At 69.3% G+C, this 21,693-nt stretch carries 17 protein-coding genes; 8 read left to right on the forward strand and 9 right to left on the reverse strand.

The window, feature by feature from the left end; translation table 11 throughout:
* Positions 1–394 precede the first annotated feature (394 nt).
* On the reverse strand, positions 395–2,845 hold the full coding sequence (locus tag QSK05_RS31455) for a DUF2637 domain-containing protein (protein ID WP_285601027.1): 2,451 nt from the start codon (positions 2,843–2,845) through the stop codon (positions 395–397).
* Positions 2,846–2,981: 136 nt separating this feature from the next.
* Here QSK05_RS31455 and QSK05_RS31460 point away from each other — a divergent pair, with 136 nt between their 5' ends.
* Positions 2,982–3,977 carry an aldo/keto reductase gene (locus QSK05_RS31460; protein ID WP_285601028.1) on the forward strand — a complete coding sequence of 332 codons (996 nt, stop codon included), beginning with the start codon at positions 2,982–2,984 and terminating at the stop codon, positions 3,975–3,977.
* A gap of 62 nt (positions 3,978–4,039) precedes the next feature.
* On the opposite strand, the gene QSK05_RS31465 is transcribed toward QSK05_RS31460, so the two are convergent.
* Complete coding sequence (locus QSK05_RS31465) at positions 4,040–5,926, reverse strand: glycosyl hydrolase (protein ID WP_285601029.1); 1,887 nt, start codon at positions 5,924–5,926, stop codon at positions 4,040–4,042.
* Between the two features lie 487 nt (positions 5,927–6,413).
* On the opposite strand from QSK05_RS31465, the gene QSK05_RS31470 reads away from it, so the two are divergent.
* Both QSK05_RS31470 and QSK05_RS31475 read left to right on the forward strand, forming a co-directional pair.
* Positions 6,414–7,019: a helix-turn-helix transcriptional regulator gene (locus QSK05_RS31470; RefSeq protein WP_285601030.1), complete on the forward strand. Its 606-nt coding sequence runs from the start codon at positions 6,414–6,416 to the stop codon at positions 7,017–7,019.
* 135 nt (positions 7,020–7,154) lie between these two features.
* Complete coding sequence (locus QSK05_RS31475; RefSeq protein ID WP_285601031.1) at positions 7,155–8,342, forward strand: glycosyltransferase; 1,188 nt, start codon at positions 7,155–7,157, stop codon at positions 8,340–8,342.
* On the opposite strand, the gene QSK05_RS31480 is transcribed toward QSK05_RS31475, so the two are convergent.
* Both QSK05_RS31480 and QSK05_RS31485 read right to left on the reverse strand, forming a co-directional pair.
* On the reverse strand, positions 8,335–9,288 hold the full coding sequence (locus tag QSK05_RS31480; protein ID WP_285601032.1) for an RICIN domain-containing protein: 954 nt from the start codon (positions 9,286–9,288) through the stop codon (positions 8,335–8,337). The genes QSK05_RS31475 and QSK05_RS31480 overlap by 8 nt on opposite strands.
* 111 nt (positions 9,289–9,399) lie before the next feature.
* Positions 9,400–9,888: a hypothetical protein gene (locus QSK05_RS31485; protein ID WP_285601033.1), complete on the reverse strand. Its 489-nt coding sequence runs from the start codon at positions 9,886–9,888 to the stop codon at positions 9,400–9,402.
* Positions 9,889–10,187: 299 nt separating this feature from the next.
* Here QSK05_RS31485 and QSK05_RS31490 point away from each other — a divergent pair, with 299 nt between their 5' ends.
* Positions 10,188–11,228: an endo alpha-1,4 polygalactosaminidase gene (locus tag QSK05_RS31490; protein ID WP_285601034.1), complete on the forward strand. Its 1,041-nt coding sequence runs from the start codon at positions 10,188–10,190 to the stop codon at positions 11,226–11,228.
* 30 nt (positions 11,229–11,258) lie between these two features.
* On the opposite strand, the gene QSK05_RS31495 is transcribed toward QSK05_RS31490, so the two are convergent.
* Positions 11,259–11,711, reverse strand: a complete 453-nt coding sequence (locus tag QSK05_RS31495) for an Lrp/AsnC family transcriptional regulator (protein WP_285601035.1) — start codon at positions 11,709–11,711, stop codon at positions 11,259–11,261.
* A 127-nt stretch (positions 11,712–11,838) separates the two neighbouring features.
* Between QSK05_RS31495 and QSK05_RS31500 the strand changes: the two genes are divergently transcribed.
* Positions 11,839–12,453, forward strand: a complete 615-nt coding sequence (locus QSK05_RS31500; RefSeq protein ID WP_285601036.1) for a LysE family translocator — start codon at positions 11,839–11,841, stop codon at positions 12,451–12,453.
* On the opposite strand, the gene QSK05_RS31505 is transcribed toward QSK05_RS31500, so the two are convergent.
* Positions 12,450–12,626, reverse strand: a complete 177-nt coding sequence (locus QSK05_RS31505) for a hypothetical protein (protein WP_285601037.1) — start codon at positions 12,624–12,626, stop codon at positions 12,450–12,452. The two genes, QSK05_RS31500 and QSK05_RS31505, sit on opposite strands and share 4 nt — an antisense overlap.
* A 195-nt stretch (positions 12,627–12,821) precedes the next feature.
* Here QSK05_RS31505 and QSK05_RS31510 point away from each other — a divergent pair, with 195 nt between their 5' ends.
* Positions 12,822–14,237 (forward strand): lysine N(6)-hydroxylase/L-ornithine N(5)-oxygenase family protein, encoded by a 1,416-nt coding sequence (locus tag QSK05_RS31510; RefSeq protein ID WP_285601038.1) that lies wholly within the window; start codon positions 12,822–12,824, stop codon positions 14,235–14,237.
* Positions 14,238–14,288: 51 nt separating this feature from the next.
* The gene (locus tag QSK05_RS31515; RefSeq protein ID WP_285601039.1) at positions 14,289–16,586 is read left to right on the forward strand and encodes an AMP-binding protein; all 2,298 of its coding nucleotides are present in this window, start codon (positions 14,289–14,291) and stop codon (positions 16,584–16,586) included.
* Positions 16,587–16,729: 143 nt separating this feature from the next.
* Here QSK05_RS31515 and QSK05_RS31520 read toward each other — a convergent pair whose 3' ends face one another.
* Together QSK05_RS31520 and QSK05_RS31525 are read right to left on the reverse strand one after the other, a co-directional pair.
* A complete protein-coding gene (locus QSK05_RS31520; protein WP_285601040.1) occupies positions 16,730–18,100 on the reverse strand; it encodes an FAD-dependent oxidoreductase in 1,371 nt (456 codons plus the stop codon).
* A gap of 63 nt (positions 18,101–18,163) precedes the next feature.
* Entirely contained in the window at positions 18,164–20,389 is a 2,226-nt protein-coding gene (locus QSK05_RS31525; protein WP_285601041.1) for an LLM class flavin-dependent oxidoreductase, read from the reverse strand.
* Between the two features lie 64 nt (positions 20,390–20,453).
* Between QSK05_RS31525 and QSK05_RS31530 the strand changes: the two genes are divergently transcribed.
* Complete coding sequence (locus QSK05_RS31530; protein WP_285601042.1) at positions 20,454–20,813, forward strand: winged helix-turn-helix transcriptional regulator; 360 nt, start codon at positions 20,454–20,456, stop codon at positions 20,811–20,813.
* A gap of 4 nt (positions 20,814–20,817) precedes the next feature.
* Here QSK05_RS31530 and QSK05_RS31535 read toward each other — a convergent pair whose 3' ends face one another.
* A complete protein-coding gene (locus QSK05_RS31535) occupies positions 20,818–21,594 on the reverse strand; it encodes a YqjF family protein (protein WP_285601043.1) in 777 nt (258 codons plus the stop codon).
* Between the last annotated feature and the right edge of the window lie 99 nt (positions 21,595–21,693).

A 21,693-nucleotide genomic window follows, 5' to 3' on the forward strand; every position in this document is an offset into this window, starting at 1 on the left:
AAGTCCGCACCAAATGAGCATTCCGACGCACCGCCCCGCCCGCGGCCTTCATCTTGAACTCATTGGCCGCCGGATACTTCACACCGGTAATGGCCTCAAGAAGAAGCTTGGTGTCCGTGCTGTAGATCGACACCTAGTACTCCTCTTCCCTTCGTTGCAGCAGATCAGCCTCGTCGATGACGCGGCTGGGGCCTTGTCAGAGCACTGCCGTAACAGGTTCCCGCAAGCCGTTCATACTGCGTTTACACGGATGAAACCGGTCAGCAGTTCAGGCCGGGTATGACCGTTCGTCGCAAGGACGGGTGCGCAAACGAAGGAGCCCGCCGGCCAGGTACATGGCCGACGGGCTGAGGTTCGGTGGAGCCCTCCGGGGCTCAGGCTCCGGCGGTGTCCACTACTGCACGGCCCGCAGCGCCGGCGCCTCCCGGGCCTCGACGAGGATGCGGCTCGCGGTGCGGCTGCTGGTGTCCCAGCCGAGCTTGGCCAGCTCGATGCACAACTGACCGCCGGTGACGTCCGGCTGGGCCCGGACGATGCGGATGGCTGCGGACAGGCGCTCCTCCTGCTGCTGCAGGGTCATCCGTCCTTTGCGGACGCGGGTGGGCACCGTAGGGGACACGTCCTCGTCCTCGGCGCCGTAGGCGTCCGGCAGGATGATGGTGTGGCTCTGGGTCGTCGCCGGGGTGGGTTCACGATGTGTCGGAGCCGATTGATGGACGCGCTGGGTCTCCTGAGACGCCTGATTCGACCGGGTCGCCCGGCTCACCGGGAGGTCGGGGGCCTCGTAATCAGGAACCTCGTCGCCGATCGCCTCGTAGTCGGGCGCCTGGTCACCGATGGCGTCGAAGTCGTAGTCGGCGGCCTCACCGTCGGACACCAGCCAGGAAGGTCGCTGCGCCGGCTTCGGAACGGGTCGGGGCTCACGGGCAACCGGGGTCTCCTCGGCGGTCAACCAGGAAGGTCGCTGCTCGGGCTCCGCCACCGTCCGGGCACGCCCCACACCGGTCTCGTCCACACCGATCGCATCCACACCGGTCTCGTCCACACTGTTCTCGGATGCCCGCCATGACGAAACCGGGGCTTCCGCGTTCTCCGTCGGAGCACCCGTTCCATCGACCTGGGTGCGGTCCGACCGGCCGGCTGCGTACGGCGAGCCCGGCGCCGTCTGGGGACCGGGCTGCTGCGTCGCCTGGGCGAACTGCGCCGTGCGCTGCGGCTCGTACGCGAACCGGGCTCCCCGCGCGAACTGTGTCTGCTCACCGAACTGCGGCTCAGGCACCCACGGCGCGTGCTCCTGCTCGACCGGGCCGGCGTAGGACTGCTCCGCCAGGACCGCAGGCTGCGCGATTCCGGGCCGAGTGGTTCCGGGCTGGGCCATCCCGGACTGGGCGGTTCCGGACTGGGCGGTTCCGACCGGCTGAGCGTCTCCAGCGGCTGTGCGGCGCCCACCACGCTCACCCGGCTCCAGCACGCTCTGGTCCCGGAACTCACCCCGGGGCGACATCACCGATCCGGCGTACGCACCCCGCTCCGCGCCACCCGACCCGACGTACTCATCCCGACCGACGCCATGCGATCCGGCATACCCGCCCTGCCGCATACCGTTCGCCGCGAGGTACTCGTCCCGCCCGGACTCGGTCTGTCCGTCCCGGTCCACCTGCGCGGCCGGCCCCACCCCGACCGTCCCGGCATAACCGCTCTGTCCAGGCACGAGTGGCCCGGGATACTCACTCGGCTCCACCCGCGCCGGAGAAGCGTTCCCCTCCGGCGGCGTCGCAGCGCCCCGCGCCGTCGCGTTCAGCAGGCCACGGTTCGACCCGGCGTGCCCGTTCGACCCGGCGTGCCCGTTCGACCCGGCGTACTCACCGGCATCGCCGCGTTCCGACCCGGCGTACCCGTCCTGCTCCGACGACTCACCCGGCCGATCAGACCGGCCCCGCGCCGCCGTCTCCGCACCCGCATACCCACCCCGTGCGGTACGTGAGCTGACCGCAGCGGTGTGCGGATCGTCCTCCATCTCATGGTGGCCCGACCCCCGCAGAATGGTCTGCACCACGGCCCGCAGGATCGATTCCGGGCTCCGGTCGGGAAGCTGGTCGGGGTTGGTCCAGCCGACGGCGTCGAGCACCGCGGACGGCGGCAGGCTGCCGGCGCGCAGCTGGCGGTTGACCACGCGACGGACGCGCTTGGCGTCCTTGCGCGGGCTGACGCGGCGCGGCAGCGACAGGTTCAGCGCCTCGCGGGCGGCGGCCGCGGTGCCGACACCGATGCGGGCCTGGTGCGCGTCGGCCACGCCGGTGCGGGCCATCAGCAGGCGCGTGCGCACCGACTCGACCGGTGCCGACAGCCACAGCGACGGCGCGATCGACGCGGCCGGGCCGTGATGAACGGCCTTCCACTGCCCGAGCACCTGCTTGCCGGTGAGTTCCACCAGCACCGCCCACACCGCGGGCGCGGTGACGTGCCACGGCACCTCGCCCAGCTCCCGCGCGGCCAGGGCATTGAGCACCAGGGTCCCGGCGACACCGCAGTGCGCGGTCAGGCGCCAGCCGGTCATCGGGCGCCCGATCTTGGCGCCGGCCACGTACTGCAGCGACGCGCCGAGGATCAGCAGGTCGACCAGCAACGGGAAACCCGCGGCCAGATACGGGCCGAACGTGGGCAGGGCCGCCTTGTACAGGCTCTGGTATGACAGAACCGCACCGATGACGGCGACCGGCACCAGCACGACACGCGCCCACATGCTCAGGCGGCGTGCCTGCCGGGCCAGGTCGGCAGCATCGTTCGCGGCGTCACCCGTGAGCTCGTTCTCGGGCCGCAGGTCGGGGCTGGGCTGATTGAGCACGGCCCCATGCTGTCGGCTCGACCGGGGGCCTGTCACCCGAAAGCATCGGCGCACATCCCGCGTGTTGGGCCGAACACCTTGCGTGACACCGTGAAACGAGCCGTAAATGCTCTACCCACAGGGGAAAGGGACCACCATGCGCTATCGCAAGCTCGGCCGTTCGGATCTCGAGGTGTCGGAGATCTCGCTCGGTTCCTGGCTCACGTTCGCCGGGGGCATCGCCCAGGAGCAGACGCGGGCCTGCACCGAGGCGGCCTTCGACGCGGGCATCACGTTCTTCGATACCGCCAACGTCTACGGGCAAGGTGTGGCGGAGTCCGCGTGGGGCGAGATCCTGTCCGCCCACCCGCGCGACTCCTACGTCCTGGCCACCAAGGTCTGGGGACGGATGTCTCCCGACGACGCGGGCCTGGCCCCCGACCAGATCGCACGGCAGATCGATGCCTCGCTCACCCGCCTGCGCACCGACTACGTCGACCTCTACCAGGCCCATCGGTTCGACCCGGCGGTGCCGCTGGAAGACACGCTCGAGGCACTGCAGAAGGTCGTCGAGCAGGGCAAGGCCCGATACCTGGGCTTCAGCGAGTGGACCCCGGAGCAGATCAGCGCGGGCATCGAGGTCGCCGGCCCGGACCTGTTCGTCTCCTCGCAGCCGCAGTACTCGATGCTCTGGCAGGCGCCGGAGGCCGAGCTCTTCCCCCTCTGCCGGCAGTACGGCATCTCGCATGTCGTCTGGTCGCCCCTGGCTCAGGGCGTGCTCACCGGTAAATATCTTCCCGGACAGCCCGTTCCGGACGACTCGCGGTTCGCCGACGAGGGCATGAGCTACGCCCAGCACCTGGTCTACAGCGAAGCCAGCCTGGAAGCCGTGCAGCGCCTGATCCCGATCGCCGAGGGCGCGGGACTCACACTGCCGCAGCTGGCTCTGGCCTGGGTGCTGCGCAATCCGGAGGTGGCCTCGGCCATTACCGGCGCCTCCCGCCCGGAACAGGTGCACGCCAACGCCTCGGCCGCCGGCATCAACCTGTCCCCCGACGTCCTGAGTGCTGTCGACGAGGCCCTGGGCGACGCGCCGGTGCGCAAGCCCACGCTGGCCGTGTCGGCGACCGAGGGCGTGCTGCGCAGGAGCTGACACGGAGGACGCCCGCCGGCCCTCACGGGTCCGGCGGGCGTCTTCGGGTGGGCGTCTCCGGGCTACTTCCCGAGCAGCTTCTTGAATTTCGCGCCTGCGGTGGTGTGGGTCTCGAGCATGTGGGTGCCGCTGCTGCCCACGTTGAACTCGAAGTACGACTGGTAGCCCACGTTGTTGGACGGGTCGTAGATGAAGTCGAGCATCTGCTGGATGTAGTAGGCGTTGTCGCCACCGCCGTGACCGTCGGGGCGCTCCCACAGGCCCCACTCCGGCAGCGTCATCGGCTTGCCCTTGCTCTTGGCGAAGTCCGACCAGAAGTTCAGGCCGAACGTGCCGTTGAGCGTGCTCTCCCAGGCGGCCTCACGACGCTCCTGCTTACAGGCCGCGCTGCAGCTGCTCGGGAACGGGTACGACCCCTCCACCCAGGAGATGTCGTAGGTGTCGATGCCGATGTAGTCGACGTACGCGTTACCCGGGTAGTAGTTCGTCGAGTCGTAGACCTCGCCGCCGATGTTCGGGTTCCAGTCGAACGCGAGATTGTCCGTGCCCGGCACCGAGCGCATCGCCTTCACGATGTGCTGCCAGTAGTTGATGAAGTTCGCCTTCGTGTCCGGGTGCCAGCGGGAGGCACTCAGGTTGAACTCCCAGCCCAGCCGCAGGATCGAGTCACCCTGCCCGGCCGCGACCAGGTTCTTCGCGAGTGTCTTGAAGTACTGGTCGTACTCCCCGTTCGCACCGGCCGCCATGGTCGCCGAGTCGTCCTGGGTGGGCAGCATGGCCGTGGCGTAGATCATGCGGTAGCCCGAGCCCTTCCAGGTGTCCAGCATGTAGCTCGGGTCGGAGATCTCGTCCCACGAGGTGCGGCTGGAGAAGTCCATCGCGTAGTCGACGTCGTTGCCCAGCCAGGCGCCGAACGACGCCACCTCGGACGGTGACGTTCCGCGGAACACCCCGAGTTTCACCGGGGACGAGGCATAGGTCCCGGCCGAGGTGGTCGTGGTCGCAGCCTTCTTCTTCGTCACCGTCGTGACCTTCTTGGCCTTGGCCTCGGCCTTCTTCACGACCTTCTCGGTCTTCTTCTTCGCGTGCGTGGCCTTCGCCGAGGGAGTGGCGGTGGGCGTCGTGTTGCCCAGGTCGAGCGATGCGGACGTGGAGGCGCTGACCGTGGAGGCAAGCGCCGCGGTGTTCTCCGGTGTCTTGTCACCGGGGATCCGGTCGATCGCTACCACCACGCCGCCCAGCACGGCCAGCACCGCGACCGCGCCACCGGCGATCTGCATCAGGCGTGGCTTGCGGGAACGCTCAGCCCGGCGGCCCTTCTCGACATCACGACGCGCCCGGCGACTCGGCGGACGGCTCACATTGCCCAGGGAGTGAACCTCACGGCGGGAGCCACCGTCACGGGCCGCCTCGCCCTCGAGTTCCAGATCGCCCTCGGGCGCGGCGCCACTCACCGGCACGGACCGGCCCCGCGCCGAACCTTGGCTGAGTGACTCGGCCGGACCCGCTGCCGATACCGGACCAACCCGACCAGCGCGCCTACCCGAGCCTGCCAGTTCGTCCTGACCGAGCAGACCACCCTGCCCGAGCGACGCAGCTTCTTCCAGCGACCGATGTCCTGGCGGAGCCCAAACGTCGTTAGTCGCCAGATGTTCCGCCGGCGCCCCACCCGAACCCTGATCACGATCGTGCCGATCTTCCTGGATCCGCTGGTTCTGCGCGGTCTCCGCCAGGCGCTGCTGTGCCCGGGCCTCACGACGGGACTGGGCCGGTCGCCCTGCCACGGCCGGAGCCGGTCGTCCGGTCGCCGCCGTAGTGGGCATCGGCCGACGCGACCCGGTCTGCCGACGGGTGCGGGCCTCGGCGCGCGCCGGTTCAGGACGGGAAGAAGGAGCGTTCAGCTCCTCGTCGGGGGCCAGCCCGTACGGGTGCGAGGGACGATCAGGCATGGACGGGCACCGGCCTCCTGCTCCGGCTGCGTCACAGAGAGGATCGCACGAGCGGTCCTGCCTGCTGCCGGAACGACGAATGATTACGTACTGAAATCGTATCCGCCCGGAGAGCCCGATTCGCTTGCTTGAGGAAGATTTGACCTCGCTATCAGTAATCACCGAAGGACGATGCCGACCGGGCAGGTCAACGCCGTCCCTCTGAGTTAATTCATGCCCACCAGACGCCTCAATCAGCGCCCCATACGGCTCCGCGGGTCGCTCCGGCGGCAGGCTGACGCCTGGGGACCAAGGCATAAACCGCCGCATATACCCCGGAAACATGCCAGAAGTCCCATGAACGACAATCAATGTTCAAGTTCACCATCAGCACATCGTGAACGTGATCCCGATCCTGCCCGTGAAGCAGGGTGACGGGGGTGCACTCCTGTACCCCGCTCAGGGGCAGACCAGCGAAAGGGCTCGGAGGTTGCAGACGCATCGTGAGATGACGGCACATTCCGTCATGGTGGACCCGGCCCGCGAGGCGCCGCCGTCGCAGGTGGTGGTGCTGGCCCCCGACCGCCTGGACGAGCTGGGCGTGATCGAGTTACTGCGACAGGGCGAGGAGTTCAGCCTGATGCCGGCGCGCCGAGCCCGGCACGCGGATCTCCTGGTGGTGGTCGCCGGATCAGCCTCGGAGCTGCTGTTCCAGCAGGTCCAGCAGCTGGAGCTGAGGCCCGGCGCGCCCGTCGTGCTGTTCCTCGACCAGATCGAGGGCGTCCGCCTGCCCCCCGGTATCAGCCCGTCCACCTGCACCGTCGCGCCTCGCGGCCGGCTCACCTCGGACCGCTTCGCCGCCACGCTCCGCTCCGCCACCTCGGCCGGCCGAGGTGTGCCGACGGCCGGGCCGGAATACCCGGCGGACTTCGACCAGCGCGAGGTCGCGGTGCTCACCCTGGTCGCGCAGGGGTTCGAGAACGCCGAGATTGCCCGGCGGCTGAACTATTCCGAGCGAACGATCAAGTATGTGCTGGCCGGCCTGATGACACGTCACGGCCTGCGCAACCGGGCCCACGCGGTGGCCCAGGCCATCCGCACCGGGCTGATCTGACAGCTCCCCCCGATCGGCCCGCCGGGGCGCGTGGCTCACCCCCCTCCGCCCGCGCTCCGGCGAGGCTCTCACGACACCCGGACGAACTTCTCCAGAGGGGCGAAATCCTCTGCCCGGATCGCTATTCTGACGGCGATGAGGGTCCTGTTCTCCGCCGCCCCACTGACGGGCCGGTCGTCGGCGCTCCTGCCGCTCGCCCGGGCCTTCGCCGCGCGCGGTGACCGGATCGCCTTCCTCTCCCCCTGCCTTCCGGGGCCCGCCGTACAGGAGCTGGGTTTCACTCATCTGCACAGCGGGCCCGCCGGGGACCTGTTCCAGGGCCCCGGGGCCGCCGCCTCCCGCCTGGAGGCCCACGGCGAGCGTTCGCTGCACCTGGCCCAGGACTGGCGCCCCGACCTGGTGGTCAACGAACCGTACGACTTCACCGGTGTTTTCGTCGCCCAGGCACTGCGCCGCCCCCTGGCGACGGTGGCCAACGGCCCGGCGGCCCCGGCCGACTACGTCAGCGCCCTCACGGGCAGCGTCACGAACTGGTTCGCTCGCCATCGTCTCGCTCCCCCGGGCACGGTTCCCGCCGGGCAGTGGATGATCAACACTCGCCCCGAGGCCCTGGGTGCGTGGCCGGTCCCCTCAGGGGTGACCGCGCTGACGCTACGAGCTCCCCGCCGTGAGGGAGACGGCCTGCCACCGCCGACGGGCCGGCGTCCTCGCGTGGTGGTGGCTCTGGGCGCGCACTTCGGCGACCGCAGCACGATGCACCGGGTCCTGAACGGCCTCACCACCGGCAGGCATCCGGAGATCGTGGTGCGCAGCAGCAGCCTCGCCGCCACCTCACCGCTCTCGAAGTACGTCACCCGGGCGACCTTCCGGCCCTCGTCCGACCGGATCAGCCAGGTCGGGGCGGCGCTCGTGCACGGCGGTGGCGAGACCGTGCTGAACCTGCTCTCCCAGGGCATCCCGCTGGCCGTGCTGCCCCTGGGTCCGGGCCAGTTCGTCGAGGCGGTCCTGACCCAGCGGGCCGGCTGCGGGATCGCGGTACTGGTGCCGCCCGGTCAGCTGCGGCACCTCGACACCCTGAAGCTGCGGGCGGTCATGGCCGAGGTGATGGGCAACCCCTGGTACCGCGCGAACGCCGAGCGGGTGCAGCAGGAGATGGCCGCGATGCAGACGGCACCGGACGTGGCCGGGACGATCGCCCGCACCCTTGACCCGGGCCCCCGCATCCGGCCGGCCCGGATTCGGATGACGCCCCCGACCGGCACCGAAAAGATCGACCAGACGAGAGTTTCCCGCCGGTCCCTGGGGGTCAGTACACCTAGCTGACGGTCCAGATGTGGTCGTCGTCCGGCGTGCAGGTGAACAGGGTCAAAGCCTGACCGGCGTTCTTGTTACCACCGTTGGTGTTCGAAACATCCAGGCACAGACCGCTCTTCACGTTCACAAGGTAGTAGCCACCACCCTGCGGCCGGGCCCGGAACATCTGGTTGTCCGACTCACCGGCCTGGCAGGGGCTCGCCAGCACCCCCGTGCTCTCGCCGACCGTGCCGGTACCGGGCAGGTCGAGGCAGTAGTTCGTCTTGAGGTTGCGGATCAGGTACTGCCCGTACTGCTCGACCAGCTGGAAGTCCTGGTTGTCGCCGACGCCGGGGATGCAGTCGTACTGGCTGACCGCGGCACCCGCCTGCGGCACGTCCGCACCCATCAGGTCGACACAGAAGCCGGTGCTGAGGTTCTTGATGACGCCCATCTCGGCGGGCGGGGCGGCCTGGCGGATCTTCGGGGTGGCCGGCTTCCGGTCGGCGACCTGATCCACCTGCTTGCGCTCGGTGCTCGAGCCGTTACCGGAATCGTCCTCGCTGCCGGACTTCTCGCCGGACACCGCGGCCTTTTTGGAAGCGACCGGGGAACTCGGCGAGGACTTGGGTGTGGGGGACGCCTTGTCGCTGTCGATCGTGGTGGTGTCGTCCGTGTCCGTCACCGGTGCGGGAGGCTGGGCGTCGAGCTCCTGGTTCTCGAGCAGGGCAGAGGCACCGTCGTTACGCCCGTCGTCGAACCGGGCGACCGAGTCGACCGCCATCGAACCACCGACCACGGCGCAGGCCACGACGGTCACGAAACCGAGCACCGCCGCCGCACCCCTCAGGCCACGCGCGGAGAGACCGAACGGAAGACGGCGGTCCGAGTCCGTTTCCGGACCGGGCGAGGGAGACTCACCCAGATCAAGCTCACTCTCCGTGTGCTCTTCGGAACTCAGTTGACGGGTCTCCACGGAACCCACCTTTGCACCTCTCAGGGGGTTGTGGAAACGGCCTGATGTCACCATCTGTGAAAGGTGCGGTGCCGGGTACCGTTCACGGCCGCCCGAGCACCGTCGGACGCCTCAGCGCACGAGCCGCAGAGCACCGATCAGGTCGTTGTAGCCGTCCGGGGTCATCGACATCGGCAGCCGGACCAGGCGCCGAGGCAGGTGCGCCACCCTCGGGACGAGCTCGGCCTTCCAATAGCTCATGGTGCCCGGCTGGATCGCCGTCAGGTTGCCACGCCAGTAGCCGTCCAGCTCGATCAGCACACTGCCGTCGTTCTGCACCACACCGCTCTCGGACGGGACGGCCAGACGCGGCCCCCCGAAGTTGACGTCCCGGAACAGCACACACAGCACCCCACCCGGCGCCAGGCGGTCGACCGTGACCTCCGCGTGCTTCATCCGCCCGATCCCCGACAACATCGAGTCGATGTCCGGCACATCGGGCACCGCCAGGAACGCGTCCGACTCCCCGACCTCGTACTCCCGGCCCGCCCGGCGCCTCGCGGCCGGCCGCTCCGGCTGCCGGGGCTCTTCACGTCGTAGGGCCCGCTGCTCGTGATCCATGCGTGGAACTCCGTCCGTGGGCGATCCTCACCCAGGGGTACGGACGACGGGGTAACAGAGTTCATCGCGCCCGACTCTTCCTTTGGCCGGAAGATGTCTTCCGGCTAAAGGAAGCGCCCGGCGCGGACCATGCAAAGGCCTAGGCGGTTTTTAACACTCCGCACTCACTCGGTTTCCTAGGTTCGGGGCCGTTACGGAGCATTCAGCCGGCGTACCGCACGCAGTGTGGTCGATCCGGTACTGGTCGCCAGGGGTGAGCCCGAGGCGGGATGCTTCGCAGTGAGGAACGAAGAGCGAGCATGAGCATCAAGCGCACGAGCCGGCGTCGGGTGGCCGTGGCCTCCGCGAGCGCACTGGTCGTCCTTCTCGGAGTTGGATCGTTCACGGTCGCGAGCGCGGCCAACCACGGGAACCGAGGCCACGAGCACACGAAACGGCCGACGCGACCGACCGCCACCGCGACGGCATCGCCCAGCTCAACGCCCACCGGTGAGACACCGGCGACCGCAGCGCCGGCTGCGCCCTCCAGCACCTCGGCGTCTGCCACGACATCCACCTCCACCACGACGTCCACCACGACGTCCACCACCACGGCCGCAACAGCCGCCGGCGATGTCACCCTGCCGCCGGTGAACGGGCAGTTCGACTACCAGATCGGCGGGGCCTACACCCCGGTCTCGTCGGTGAAGATCGTCGACCGCGACCGCGAGTCGAAGCCGGTGAGCGGCAAGTACAACGTCTGCTACGTCAACAGCTTCCAGACCCAGCCCAGTGAGGCCGACTTCTGGACGGGCAGCCACGACGACCTGCTGCTGAAGAAGGGCGGCGAGTACGTCGAGGACTCCGAGTGGGGCGAGTTCCTGCTCGACACCTCGACGGCGGCCAAGCGCACGGCGCTCGCCGAGATTGTGGGCGGCTGGATCGATGGTTGCGCGACAGCCGGTTTCGACGCGGTAGAGCCCGACAACCTGGACACCTACTCACGTTCGGACGGTCTGCTCACCAAGGCGAACAACCTCGCCTTCGCGAAGCTGCTGGTGCAGAAGGCTCACGCCAAGGGCCTGGCGATCGCCCAGAAGAACACCGCCGACATCACCAAGAGCGAAGCCACGACCGCCGGTTTCGACTTCGCGGTGGCTGAGGAGTGCCAGGTCTGGACCGAGTGCGACGCCTACACCGACATCTACGGTGACCAGGTGTACGAGGTCGAGTACACGGACAACGGCAAGTCCGCCTACACCAAGGCCTGCGCGGCCCAGGGCAAGGACATCTCGGTGATCCTGCGCGACCGCAACGTGGTGGCGTCGGGCAACTCGAAGTACTACTACGAGAACTGCTGACACGACTGACGGCGTGACGCGGGCTGCCCACTAGAGAGGCAGCCCGCGTCCCTCCACCACGCTTTTCATCACCAGCGTCGAATTCAGCCGCTGCACCCCGGGAAGCGTGGCCAGCTGGTCGTCGTAGAGCCTCTGGAACGCGGTCAGGTCTTCGGCCACAACCCGCAGCAGGTAGTCGGGGCTACCGAACAGCCGCTGGGCCAGCAGCACATTCGGGAGGCCGGCCAGTGCCTCCTCCAGCGCCGCTACGGTGCGGGCCCCGCTCTCGGTCATCGTGACGAACACCAGGGCCTCGAACCCCAGGCCGACGCTGGCCGGATCGATCTGGGCGGTGTATCCGGTGATCACCCCGTCCCGCTCCAGCGACCGTAGCCGTCGGTGGCACGGCGAGACGGTCAGGCCGACCCGATCGGCCAGCTCGGTGAGCGTCAGCCGGCCGTCAGCCTGGAGCTGGGCAATAATCTCGCGATCAAGAGCATCCACGGCTTCATTCTTTCTCCTGAAAGGCCCGAGCCGGGCCAGATTCGGTCAGCACTTCCCGCAGAATTCTCCGTACTTTCCTCATGTCGGCACAGCAGTGCCGTCGTGGCGTGGAAAGTCGAGGCAACACATGACGTTCGGGATGATTGCCGGGTTCTGGGCAGTTTCGGTCCTGCTCGTGCTCACCCCGGGGGCCGACTGGGCCTACGCGATCTCGGCCGGGCTGCGTCATCGCTCGCTGGTACCGGCGATCTCCGGTCTGCTCGCGGGTTACCTGGCCATCACCGTGGTGGTCGCCGCCGGGGCCGCCGCGCTGATCGCCGGCACTCCGGGCGCGCTCCCGGCCCTGACCCTGGCCGGGGCCGCCTACCTGGGATGCCTGGGCATCTCGACGATGCTGAATCCACCCACCCCACAGGCCGGTTCCGGTACCCCTGACGGTTCCTGGCTGAACCAGGCCGGGCGTGGCGCGATGATCAGCGGTTCCAATCCCAAGGCTCTGCTGCTGTTCTTGGCCCTGTTGCCGCAGTTCACCGATCCCGGGGCCGGCTGGCCGCTGACCGTGCAACTACTCACGCTCGGATGCCTGCACATCCTGATGTGTGCCCTGGTCTACACCGGCGTGGGCACGGGCTCCCGCGCGGTGCTGCGGGCCCGGCCCACAGCGGCCCGGATCGTGACCCGCTGCTCGGGCGTGGTCATGACCGGGATCAGCATCGGCCTGCTGATCGAGGCCCTCCGCTAGAGGAGAGGCTCTCCGCCGAAGGATCCGGCGACGTCCAGGTGATCGAGACCGTCATCGGTGCGCACCCGCACCACCCGCAGGCACGCAATGGACTCACGGGCCCCCACCGGCACCGACCTCTGCGCGACGACCGGCCCCGCGGCCAGCGTCTCGTTCATCATGAGAGCCGTCACCCCCACCTCCGTCCACCGTTGATCCAGCGCCCAGACGAGCGGCGACAACCCGCACGGAGCCTCCTGCAAAAGCGGTTTTGTCTGGGCCTGGACTATGTCATCCCATCGTTCGTTAGGGTAGCCTCACCTAAGAAGTTGCGGCTTTGGTGCACTCGTTGCGATGACGCGCACGATCGGTGCGCCCGGAGGACATTCATGAGCTCCCTTCCATCTGGCGGATCGTCGGACGGACCCGACGGCGGCCCCTTGCCGTCGGCCTCGCTTCCCACCCACGACGTGATCGGGATCGGGTTCGGCCCCTCGAACCTGGCCCTCGCGATCGCGGCGGTGGAGCACAACGGCCAGGCTAACGACGCCGAGCGCGTGGCGGTTCGCTTCTTCGAGCGCCAACCGGCATTCGGATGGCATCGGGGCATGCTGCTCGACGACGCCACGATGCAGGTGTCGTTCCTGAAAGACCTGGTCACCCTGAGAAATCCGGCCAGCGGTTTCAGTTTCCTGTCCTACCTGCACGACTGCGGCCGGCTCGTCGACTTCATCAACCACAAGACCCTCTTCCCGCTGCGCCTGGACTTCCACGCCTACCTGGAGTGGGCGGCTGCGCGGGTGGCCGACCTGGTCGACTGGGGTCACGAGGTCACGCGCCTCGAGCCGGTGATGAGCGACGACGAGGTGGTGGCCGTCGACGTCACGGCCCGCGAGCTGACGGCCGACGGCACCGGTCGCGAGGTGACCTACCGCGCGCGCAACGTGGTCATCGGAACCGGCCTGCAACCGCGTTTCCCCCAGGGAATCTCGGGGTCGGAGCATGTCTGGCACAACCAGCAGTTGCTGCATCGGGTCGAGGAGATCGACGGTGCCGCCGCCAAGCGTTTCGTGGTGGTCGGGGCCGGGCAGAGCGCGGCCGAGGTGACGGCGTTCCTGCACCAGCGGTTCGCCGATGCCGAGGTGGTGTCGGTGTTCTCCCGTTACGGCTACAGCCCGGCCGACGACAGCCCCTTCGCCAACCGGATTTTCGATCCGAACGCGGTGGACGACTTCTTCGAGGCCCCGGCCTCGGTGAAGGAGATGCTGATGGGCTACCACGCGAACACCAACTACTCGGTGGTGGACGGTGACCTCATCGAGGAGCTGTACCGGCGGCAGTACCAGGAGAAGGTCGTCGGTCGCGAGCGGCTCACCATGATGAACGTCGCCCGGGTCGAGGCAGTGCGCGAGCAGGGCGACAGCGTGGCCGTGACCGTGCGGTCCCTGACCAGCGACCGCACTTTCGACATTGACGCCGATCTGGCAGTTTTCGCCACCGGTTACGATCCGGTCGATCCGCTGCCGCTGCTCGGCGGGCTGGGTGCCTATTGTCCTCCCGACCACAACGGGCGGCTCCGGGTGCAGCGTGACTACCGGGTGGCGACCACCCCAGGCATCCGTTGTGGCATCTACCTGCAGGGCGGCACCGAGCACACGCACGGGCTGTCCTCGTCACTGCTCTCCACGATCGCCGTGCGGGCCGGGGAGATCCTGGACTCGGTGGTCAGCGGGATCGCCACGGCGCGGTTGCCCCAGGGCGGCGCCAAGGCACCCGTTGCCGCACTGCGCCACCTCATCTCCTGAAGGGCCGGTCGTGCTCATTTCCCCGACAACCTGGCGGTCACGATGACGCCGTTGACACCCGCCTCAGCCGGCGAACCTCCGGCGGACGAGAGCCGACCGGATTCCGGTGCGGCGCTGAAGGCCCGCAGGGAGACTCTGAGCGGTCTGGAACAGGGGACGCGAGTCACCCCGGCGGGTCCCCCGCCCACTCAGCTGCCCACTCAGCTGCCCGGTCACCTGGTGCGGGAACTGGATCCCGCACTCACCGCGCGGCTGCGCGCCCTTGCCCACGACGAGCAGGTCGATCTGAACACCGTGGTGCAGGGCGCCTGGGCGCTCGTGATGGCCACGCTGACCGGCTCGGACGACGTGGTGCTCGACGTCACCGGGTCCGGCCGCCCACCGGGTCCGGCGGCGATCGGGTCGTCCACGAGCACGGTTCCGGTGCGGGTCCGGTGCGAGCCGGCGCAATCTCCGGGAAAGATGTTCCGCCGTCTGCGCGATGGCCGCGACGCCGGGCTCGGACACCACCGTCTCGGGCTCGCCCCGATCCAGCCGCCCGCCGGGGTGGGTGAGCTGTTCGACGACGAGCCCCGGCCCCGGTTGGACGATGTGGAGATCACGAATGTTGTGGTCCGCGAGTCCACGTCCGGCCCTCTCAGTCTCACGGTTCGTGCGGGCCAATCCCTTTGCCTGGAGCTTGAATTCACGCCCGACCGGCTAGACCCCGAGACCGCGGGGACGGTGCTTGAGCGACTCGGTGGTGCACTGCGGCAACTTTCTCGCGGTACGATTTCCGCAGTCGGGCGGCTCGACCTGCTCCTGGAGGGGGAACAGGCCGAGTTGCTCGGTGCTCGCTGCCACGGCGAGAAGCCCGGCCAGGTGCCCGCATCCGTGCTGGACACCCTGCGCGAACAGGCCGAGAAGACCCCCGACGCGGTCGCGCTGGTCACCCAGGAACAACGCTGGACCTACTCCGAGCTCGAGGAGTGGTCGGGCCGGGTCGCCGCCGGGCTGCGCGCCACCCGTCCGCTGGACGGCGAGATCGTGGCTCTCTCCCTGCCGCGCGCCTGGATCCTGCCCGCGATGCTCGCCGTGATGAAGACCGGCGCCGCGGTGCTGCCCATCGACCTGGGCGCGCCCGCCGGGCGGACCTGCACCGTGCTCGCCGACGCCGCTCCCAGCCTTGTCATCCGCTCCGTCGAGCAGCTCGAGAATGCCTGGTTCGCAGCCACGTCCGTGCTTCCTCCGATCATCGGCGGGGCACCCGCCCAGATCGTCTACACGTCCGGTTCGACCGGTGTGCCCAAGGGTGTGGTAACCACACACGCGGCGTCGGCCAACCTCCTGGCCGGCCACCGGCGTCAGCTGATGTCCCGCCACCCCGGGCGGCTGCGTCTGGGGCACGTGCAGTCGTTCAGCAACGACGCCTCGTGGGACCCGGTGCTCTGGATGCTGGCCGGGCATCAGCTGCATGTCATCGACGAGAGCACCTACCACGACCCGGCCGCGCTGATCACCTATCTCGACCGGCACGGTGTCGACGGTATCGACGTCACCCCTGCGCAGCTGCGCGAGCTACTGCCCGCCGGACTGCTCGAGTGCCGGCTGAAGGTGCTCACGGTCGGCGGTTCCGCCATCGATCCGGGGCTCTGGCAACAGGTCTGCGAAAAGCCCGGCCTGCAGGTGTATGACCTGTACGGGCCGACCGAGACAACGGTGGACGCGTACGGCTGGGTCGGCGACCCGGCCGGCGGCCGGGCGCCCCACCGGATCGACGGGGTGCGCACCTATCTGCTCGACAGCTCGCTGCGCCCGGTGCCGGCCGGGGTGACGGGCGAGGTCTACGTCGCCGGGTCCGGTCTCGCCCTCGGCTACCTGAACCGGCCCGGCCTGACGGCCGTTCATTTCGTGCCCGACCCTTTCGCCACCGGCGAGCGCGCCGGTGAGCGGATGTACCGCACCGGCGACCGGGCCCGCTGGAACAGCCGCGGGGCGCTGGAACTGCTCGGGCGCGCCGACCGGCAGGTGCAGTTCCGCGGGGTGCGCCTGGAACCCGGCGAGATCGAGGCCGCCCTGCGAGACCTGCGGATGGTCGCCCAGGCCGCGGTGATCGTGCGGGAAGACACCCCGGGCGACCAGGAACTCGTCGCCTACGTGACCACGCACCGCGAGGCCCGGCCGGACGAGATCCGGGCCGCCCTGACCGGGCGACTGCACCGTGACCTGATCCCCTCCACCGTGATCGTTCTCGACCGGCTGCCGCGGGGAACCGGTGGCGAGCCGGTGGCCGACCTACTCCTTGCGACGCCGGCCCTTCCGGTCAGCGATCAGCGATCAGCGTCGGCAGTACGAAACCGGCGGGGCTGAGCAGGGCCACGGGGGGAAAGCCCGCGACGAAGGGAGTGCTGGCCCGTCGTCGTCCCCCCGTGGCCCCGCCCAGTCCCGCACCTTCCCGCAGAACCGGAATTGTGCTGACGCTCGAGCAGTACGAGACGCCGACGGCGTCACACCTAGCGTTCCAGCGGGAGCACCGGGGCCGGGCGGCGGTGACGGATCGCCAGCACGGCTCGGCCCATTACTGCGGGAGACGCGAGTTCGCTGGGGTGGCGCAGCATCTGGGTCACCTCGACGAAGACGCGGTTCACCGAGGCATCGGTCAGGTTGGCAGTGACCACCCGCCCGAGCAGCCGGCCCCGCACACGCCGGGCCAGGGACGGGCGGGCCGGGCCGGCGCCGGCGCCGCTGGTCGCGATCGACCAGGCAGCGTCCACCACCACTTTCTGCAGGGCCAGGAAGTCGCGGGCCGGGGTGTTCAGGTCAGGTTCCGACTGCAGGTATTTCGCCAGGGCCGACGCCTGTAGCGCGGCCGAGCTGATGCCCTGGGCGAAGATCGGGTCGAACGAGGCCACGGCATCGCCGACCGACACCAGCCGGGCCGGAAGCCTTTCGCAGGCGCCGTAGTCGCGGCGCCGGCTGTCGCTCTGCCGGTAGGTGGCGACGTCACCGAGCATCTCGTTCCCGACCACGTGGCCGAAGGGTTCGGGGTAGTCACGGCGGCAGCGGGCGATCATGTCCTCGTTGGTGTGGCCGGGCCTGAAATCGCCGTACCCGGCCTGGATCACCATCCAGCGGTCGTCCTCCACCGTCATGTAGATGGCGCCGCCCCTGACCGGGGAGCCGACCAGAGCCATGCCCAGCCCGATCGGCTGGTCCCCGGGCGGACGGCGGAAGAAGGCCGTGGCGTAGTTCAGGCCGTTGGGCACCCGGACGAGCGCGGGCTTCTCCCAGCCGCCCTCCTCGAGCCAGTCACCCAGCCGGCTCCCTCGGCCCAGGGCGTCGACGACCAGGTCGGCCGGCTCGACCCCGGACCCGTACCTGACCCCGGTGACGGCGGTGTCGTCGAACTCCAGGCCGGTCACCCGCTCGGCCACGAACTTGACGTTCGGCACCTCGTGAAGTTCGGCCCGGATCAGCTGCTCCAGGAACGGCCGGGTCAGAGCCAGACGGTTCAGCTGCGATCCGCTGACCCGGGGAATGAGGTCGTCGTAGACCGCCACCCGGTCGCTGGTCAGGGGCAGGGCCCCGGCCGCCACGGCCCGGTCGGTGAAGCCCGGGAACCAGCGCTCCAGGTGCCGGCCCCCGGCAGCGAGCAGTACGTGTGCCTGATTGCCCTGCGGGACACCGTTTCTGTGCCCGTCCGCAGTGGTCAGGTCGTCGCGGTCGACGATCAGCACGGTCTCGGCATGATCGGCCAGCACCCGCGCGGCCAGCATGCCGGCGATGCTCCCACCGAGCACCACGGCCGTACCCAGGCTCACCGTGGGAGAGGCCGGGGGCTCGGTGGCGCCGATCTCGGCGAACGTCTTCGCAGCACTCGTCATCGGTACAAAATAGGCCAGTACGGTCAAACCTGGATATGTACAGAAGGGTGCTTCCCGGTGCCCTCAGGCCGGCGGGATGAAGAAGTTGTCCCGGAACAGCCCGGTCGGGTCGTACTTCCCCTTGAGCCCGCGCAGCCGGGCCAGGTTGGCCGGAGGGAAGGCCCGGGTCAGCGCCTCGTCCCCGAGATCCGACTCGAAGCTCAGGTACAACCCCTCCAGGTGCGGTAGGAGTCGCGGCCAGTACTGGTCCAGACCCGACTGTTCCGACCCGAAGGCGACGATCGAGAAATTGGCGTCCCTCCAGCCGTAAGCCGTTGCGTCGGAAGGAACGTCGGACACTGCTCCCCCAACGGCCCGGATCTGGAAGAAGTACGTCGCCCCGGCTTCCAGCATCGCCGCGACCTGCCGGGCGAAGCCCGGCGTCAGGTGCCCGACCATGCCCGAGTGGGCCAGCGGCTCGCCCTGCCCCTGCTGCGGCTCGTCACTGACGAACGCGGAGATCACCTCGTCGTACGCCGCCAGCGCCACCGACTGGTCCACCAGGGGCGCGATATCGGCGATCGGCTGCAATCTTTCGACGATCAGCGCCGGGTCGTCCGACTCGACCACCAGCATCGCCTGGGCATACTGCTTCTCACCCCGCGGCGGCCCGAGAATCACCTGCCCGGTCACGCTGCGATCGGCCGACTCGATCGCCGCACCCCACTTCTCCAGAAAAGAAGCCAGATGGTGGACGTCGAACACCAACTGCGCGAAGGCCACCTTCTCCACGTGCGGTGCGGCGAACTCGAACGACACCGCCACCCCGAAATTGGCCCCGGCACCGCGCATCGCCCAGAACAGGTCCGCGTTCTCCTCCGCCGAGGCGTGTTTCAGCGTGCCGTCGGCCAGCACCACGTCCACCGACCGGAGGTGATCGATGGTCAGGCCGTGTGAGCGGGCGAACCAGCCGATCCCGCCGGCCGTGGCCAGACCCCCGACGCCCACGCCGCCGTAGTCCCCGCTGGTGATGGCCAGCCCGTGCGGTGCCAGCGCCCGGGCCACGTCCACCCACCGCGCACCGGGACCGATCCGCACGACTGAGGCCTCCGCGTCCACCAGGTCGATGGTGTTGAGGGAACTCACGTCGATGACCAGGCCGTCGTGGTTGAGCGAGCGCCCGGACAGCCCGTGCCCGGCGCTGAAGACACCCAGCGGCACCTCCCGGTGCTTCGTCGCGAAAGCGACAGCGTCCTGGACCTGCTCGACGGTCTGTGGACGCAGCACGAGACCGGGGGCGCCACCGCGCAGGTAGCCGGACCGGTAGCGCGCATACGCCGGGTCGGAAGGCTCGACGGCCCGGTCGGCCAGGGACGCGGGCACGTCGTCGTAGGCGATACCGGGCACCCGCCGGGCCAGTTGCGCCGCGGTCCGGATCCGGCCCCGGGTGGACACGCCGCGCCGGGACCGTTCGGCGTCGACCCGCTCCCGCACCGCCGGGGCGATCTCCTGGGCGAAACGCCTCAGCCCACGGGCATCGTCCCCCATCACGACGAACGTGCTGATGCCCTCGTCGACGGCCAGTCCCACCAGGTCGTCGGCGCTCTCCTGGGGGGTGATGTTCAGCAGGCGCACGATCTGCGCGGGTTCGCGGCCGGCCGACCGCGCCGCCTCGTCGATGACGGTGTTGCCCCGCGCCAGATCACCCGGTTTCAGGTACGGCAGCGAGGGCAGCCAGCCATCACCCTTCTGGGCGGCCAGCCGCAGCATCCGGGGCTTGTAGGCGCCGATCCAGAGCGGGATGTCGTGGGCCGGGGCCGGTCCCCGCTGGGCCCCGTCCACCCGGTGGTACTCACCGCCGACGTGCAGCGGCCGGGTCTGCGAGACGTCCCAGATCCCCCGGATCACGTCGATGGCCTCGGACAGCGCGTCCACCCCCTGACCAGGCGTCAGGCGTCGTCCGCCCATCGCCTCGATCCCGTCCCAGAAGGCCCCGCTACCCAGCCCCAGGCTCACACGTCCATGGCTCAGCAGGTCCAGGCTCGCGGCCGCACGGGCCAGTACCGCCGGCTGACGCAGCGGCAGGCTGAGCACGTTCCCGGCCAGATGAACGCGCTCGGTGCGGGCTGCGACCCAGGTCAGGAGGGTCCAGGTGTCGAGGAAGGACGCCTGGTAGGGGTGGTCCTGGAAGGTCACCAGGTCCAGGCCCAACTCCTCGCTGAGCACGGCCAGCTCACCCGGGCGGGACGCCGGGGCGTTCGTGGGGGTGATGAACGATCCGAACCGCAGCGGATGACCGTAATCAGGCATGAGACCAGCGTCCGGCCCTCGACCGGAACTGCCAATCCGAGGGTTAGTCGCTTACTCTTGATAAGTGACCAACCGCCCTACCCTGCCTTCGGGCGAACTGATCAGCGACGACGAGTGCCGGCGGGCTACCGCCGTCGTGGAGATCGTGACCAAGCGCTGGACCAGTGCCGTCATGCTCGCCCTGGGCCGCGGCGCCACCCGCTTCGGTCAGATGGAGGCGCTGGTGGAGGGTATCTCCGCCCGCCTGCTCTCGGCCCGTCTGCGCGAGCTCGAACACCATCGTCTGGTCGAGCGCGTCGTCACCCCGACCGTCCCGGTCTCGGTGCGCTACCACCTCACGCCGCGGGGGCACACGGTGTTGACCTCGATGCACAACCTGGCGCTGCAGGAACGGCACCGGTCCGCGGACCAGGAGGTGGCGTAGGTCCCTACCGGACGCGCGGCCCGAAAGTGGCGTGCACGCCCGACGAGAAGAGCACGCTGTCCGGAGTTCTCGCCGCCAGCTCACCGAAACCGGCCGCGGCGAGGATCTCGTCGTCGAACTCCGCGAGGGAAGCCCGGCGCAGCGGCCAGCTCCCGTGCTCGTTGGGCCAGTAGTACCGGGACTGGTGCAGCCCCCAGCGTGCCGTCAGCCAGTGCTCGAGCTCGCCGACCCGATCGGCCGGGATCTCCTCGCCCACCTCCACGCCGATCCGGGAAGTGGCTGTGTGCTGCGGGAAACGACTTTCCCAGGGAGTCACCACCGGGCTGGTCGAGAGGCGCCGGGCGTACGGACGCCGTCGGCAGGTGTACGTGATCCGGTCCCCCTCGCGCTCGTACCCCATGGACGACCAGAGATACGGCAACCCCGGGCCCAGTCGCGCCACCAGCACCGGGGCCAGGCGCTCGGCGTCGAGGCTGACGAAGACGACGCCACGACGGCCCTTCTCATCGACGGAATACAGCCGGACGTTGGTCTCGAGGAAGTCACCGAAGTACGGCACCCCCGGCGAGCCGAGCAGACCGATGCCCTGCATCCGGAAGGGCACCAGCGCCACGTAGGTCTTCCCACCGAACGTGTCCGGCCGCACGCCCGGCGGCAGGTAGGCCGCCACCCGCTCCGGTTCGACCGCCCAGTGCAGGAACGTCAGCTCGGCCCAGGTCTGGGTGAAGACGGTGCGCCCCACGGGGCGCGGGGCGAGCGGGGTGATCGGTTCCGGGTCCACGGTCAGATGGTAACCAGACCCCAAAAGCCACCCGGAATCGTGTGCGCATTCAATCCGCGGGCCCTGGGTCCGCTCGCGGTGCCCGGGGCGAACCACAGC

It is taken from the genome of Kineosporia sp. NBRC 101731, assembly GCF_030269305.1.
Lineage (GTDB): Bacteria > Actinomycetota > Actinomycetes > Actinomycetales > Kineosporiaceae > Kineosporia.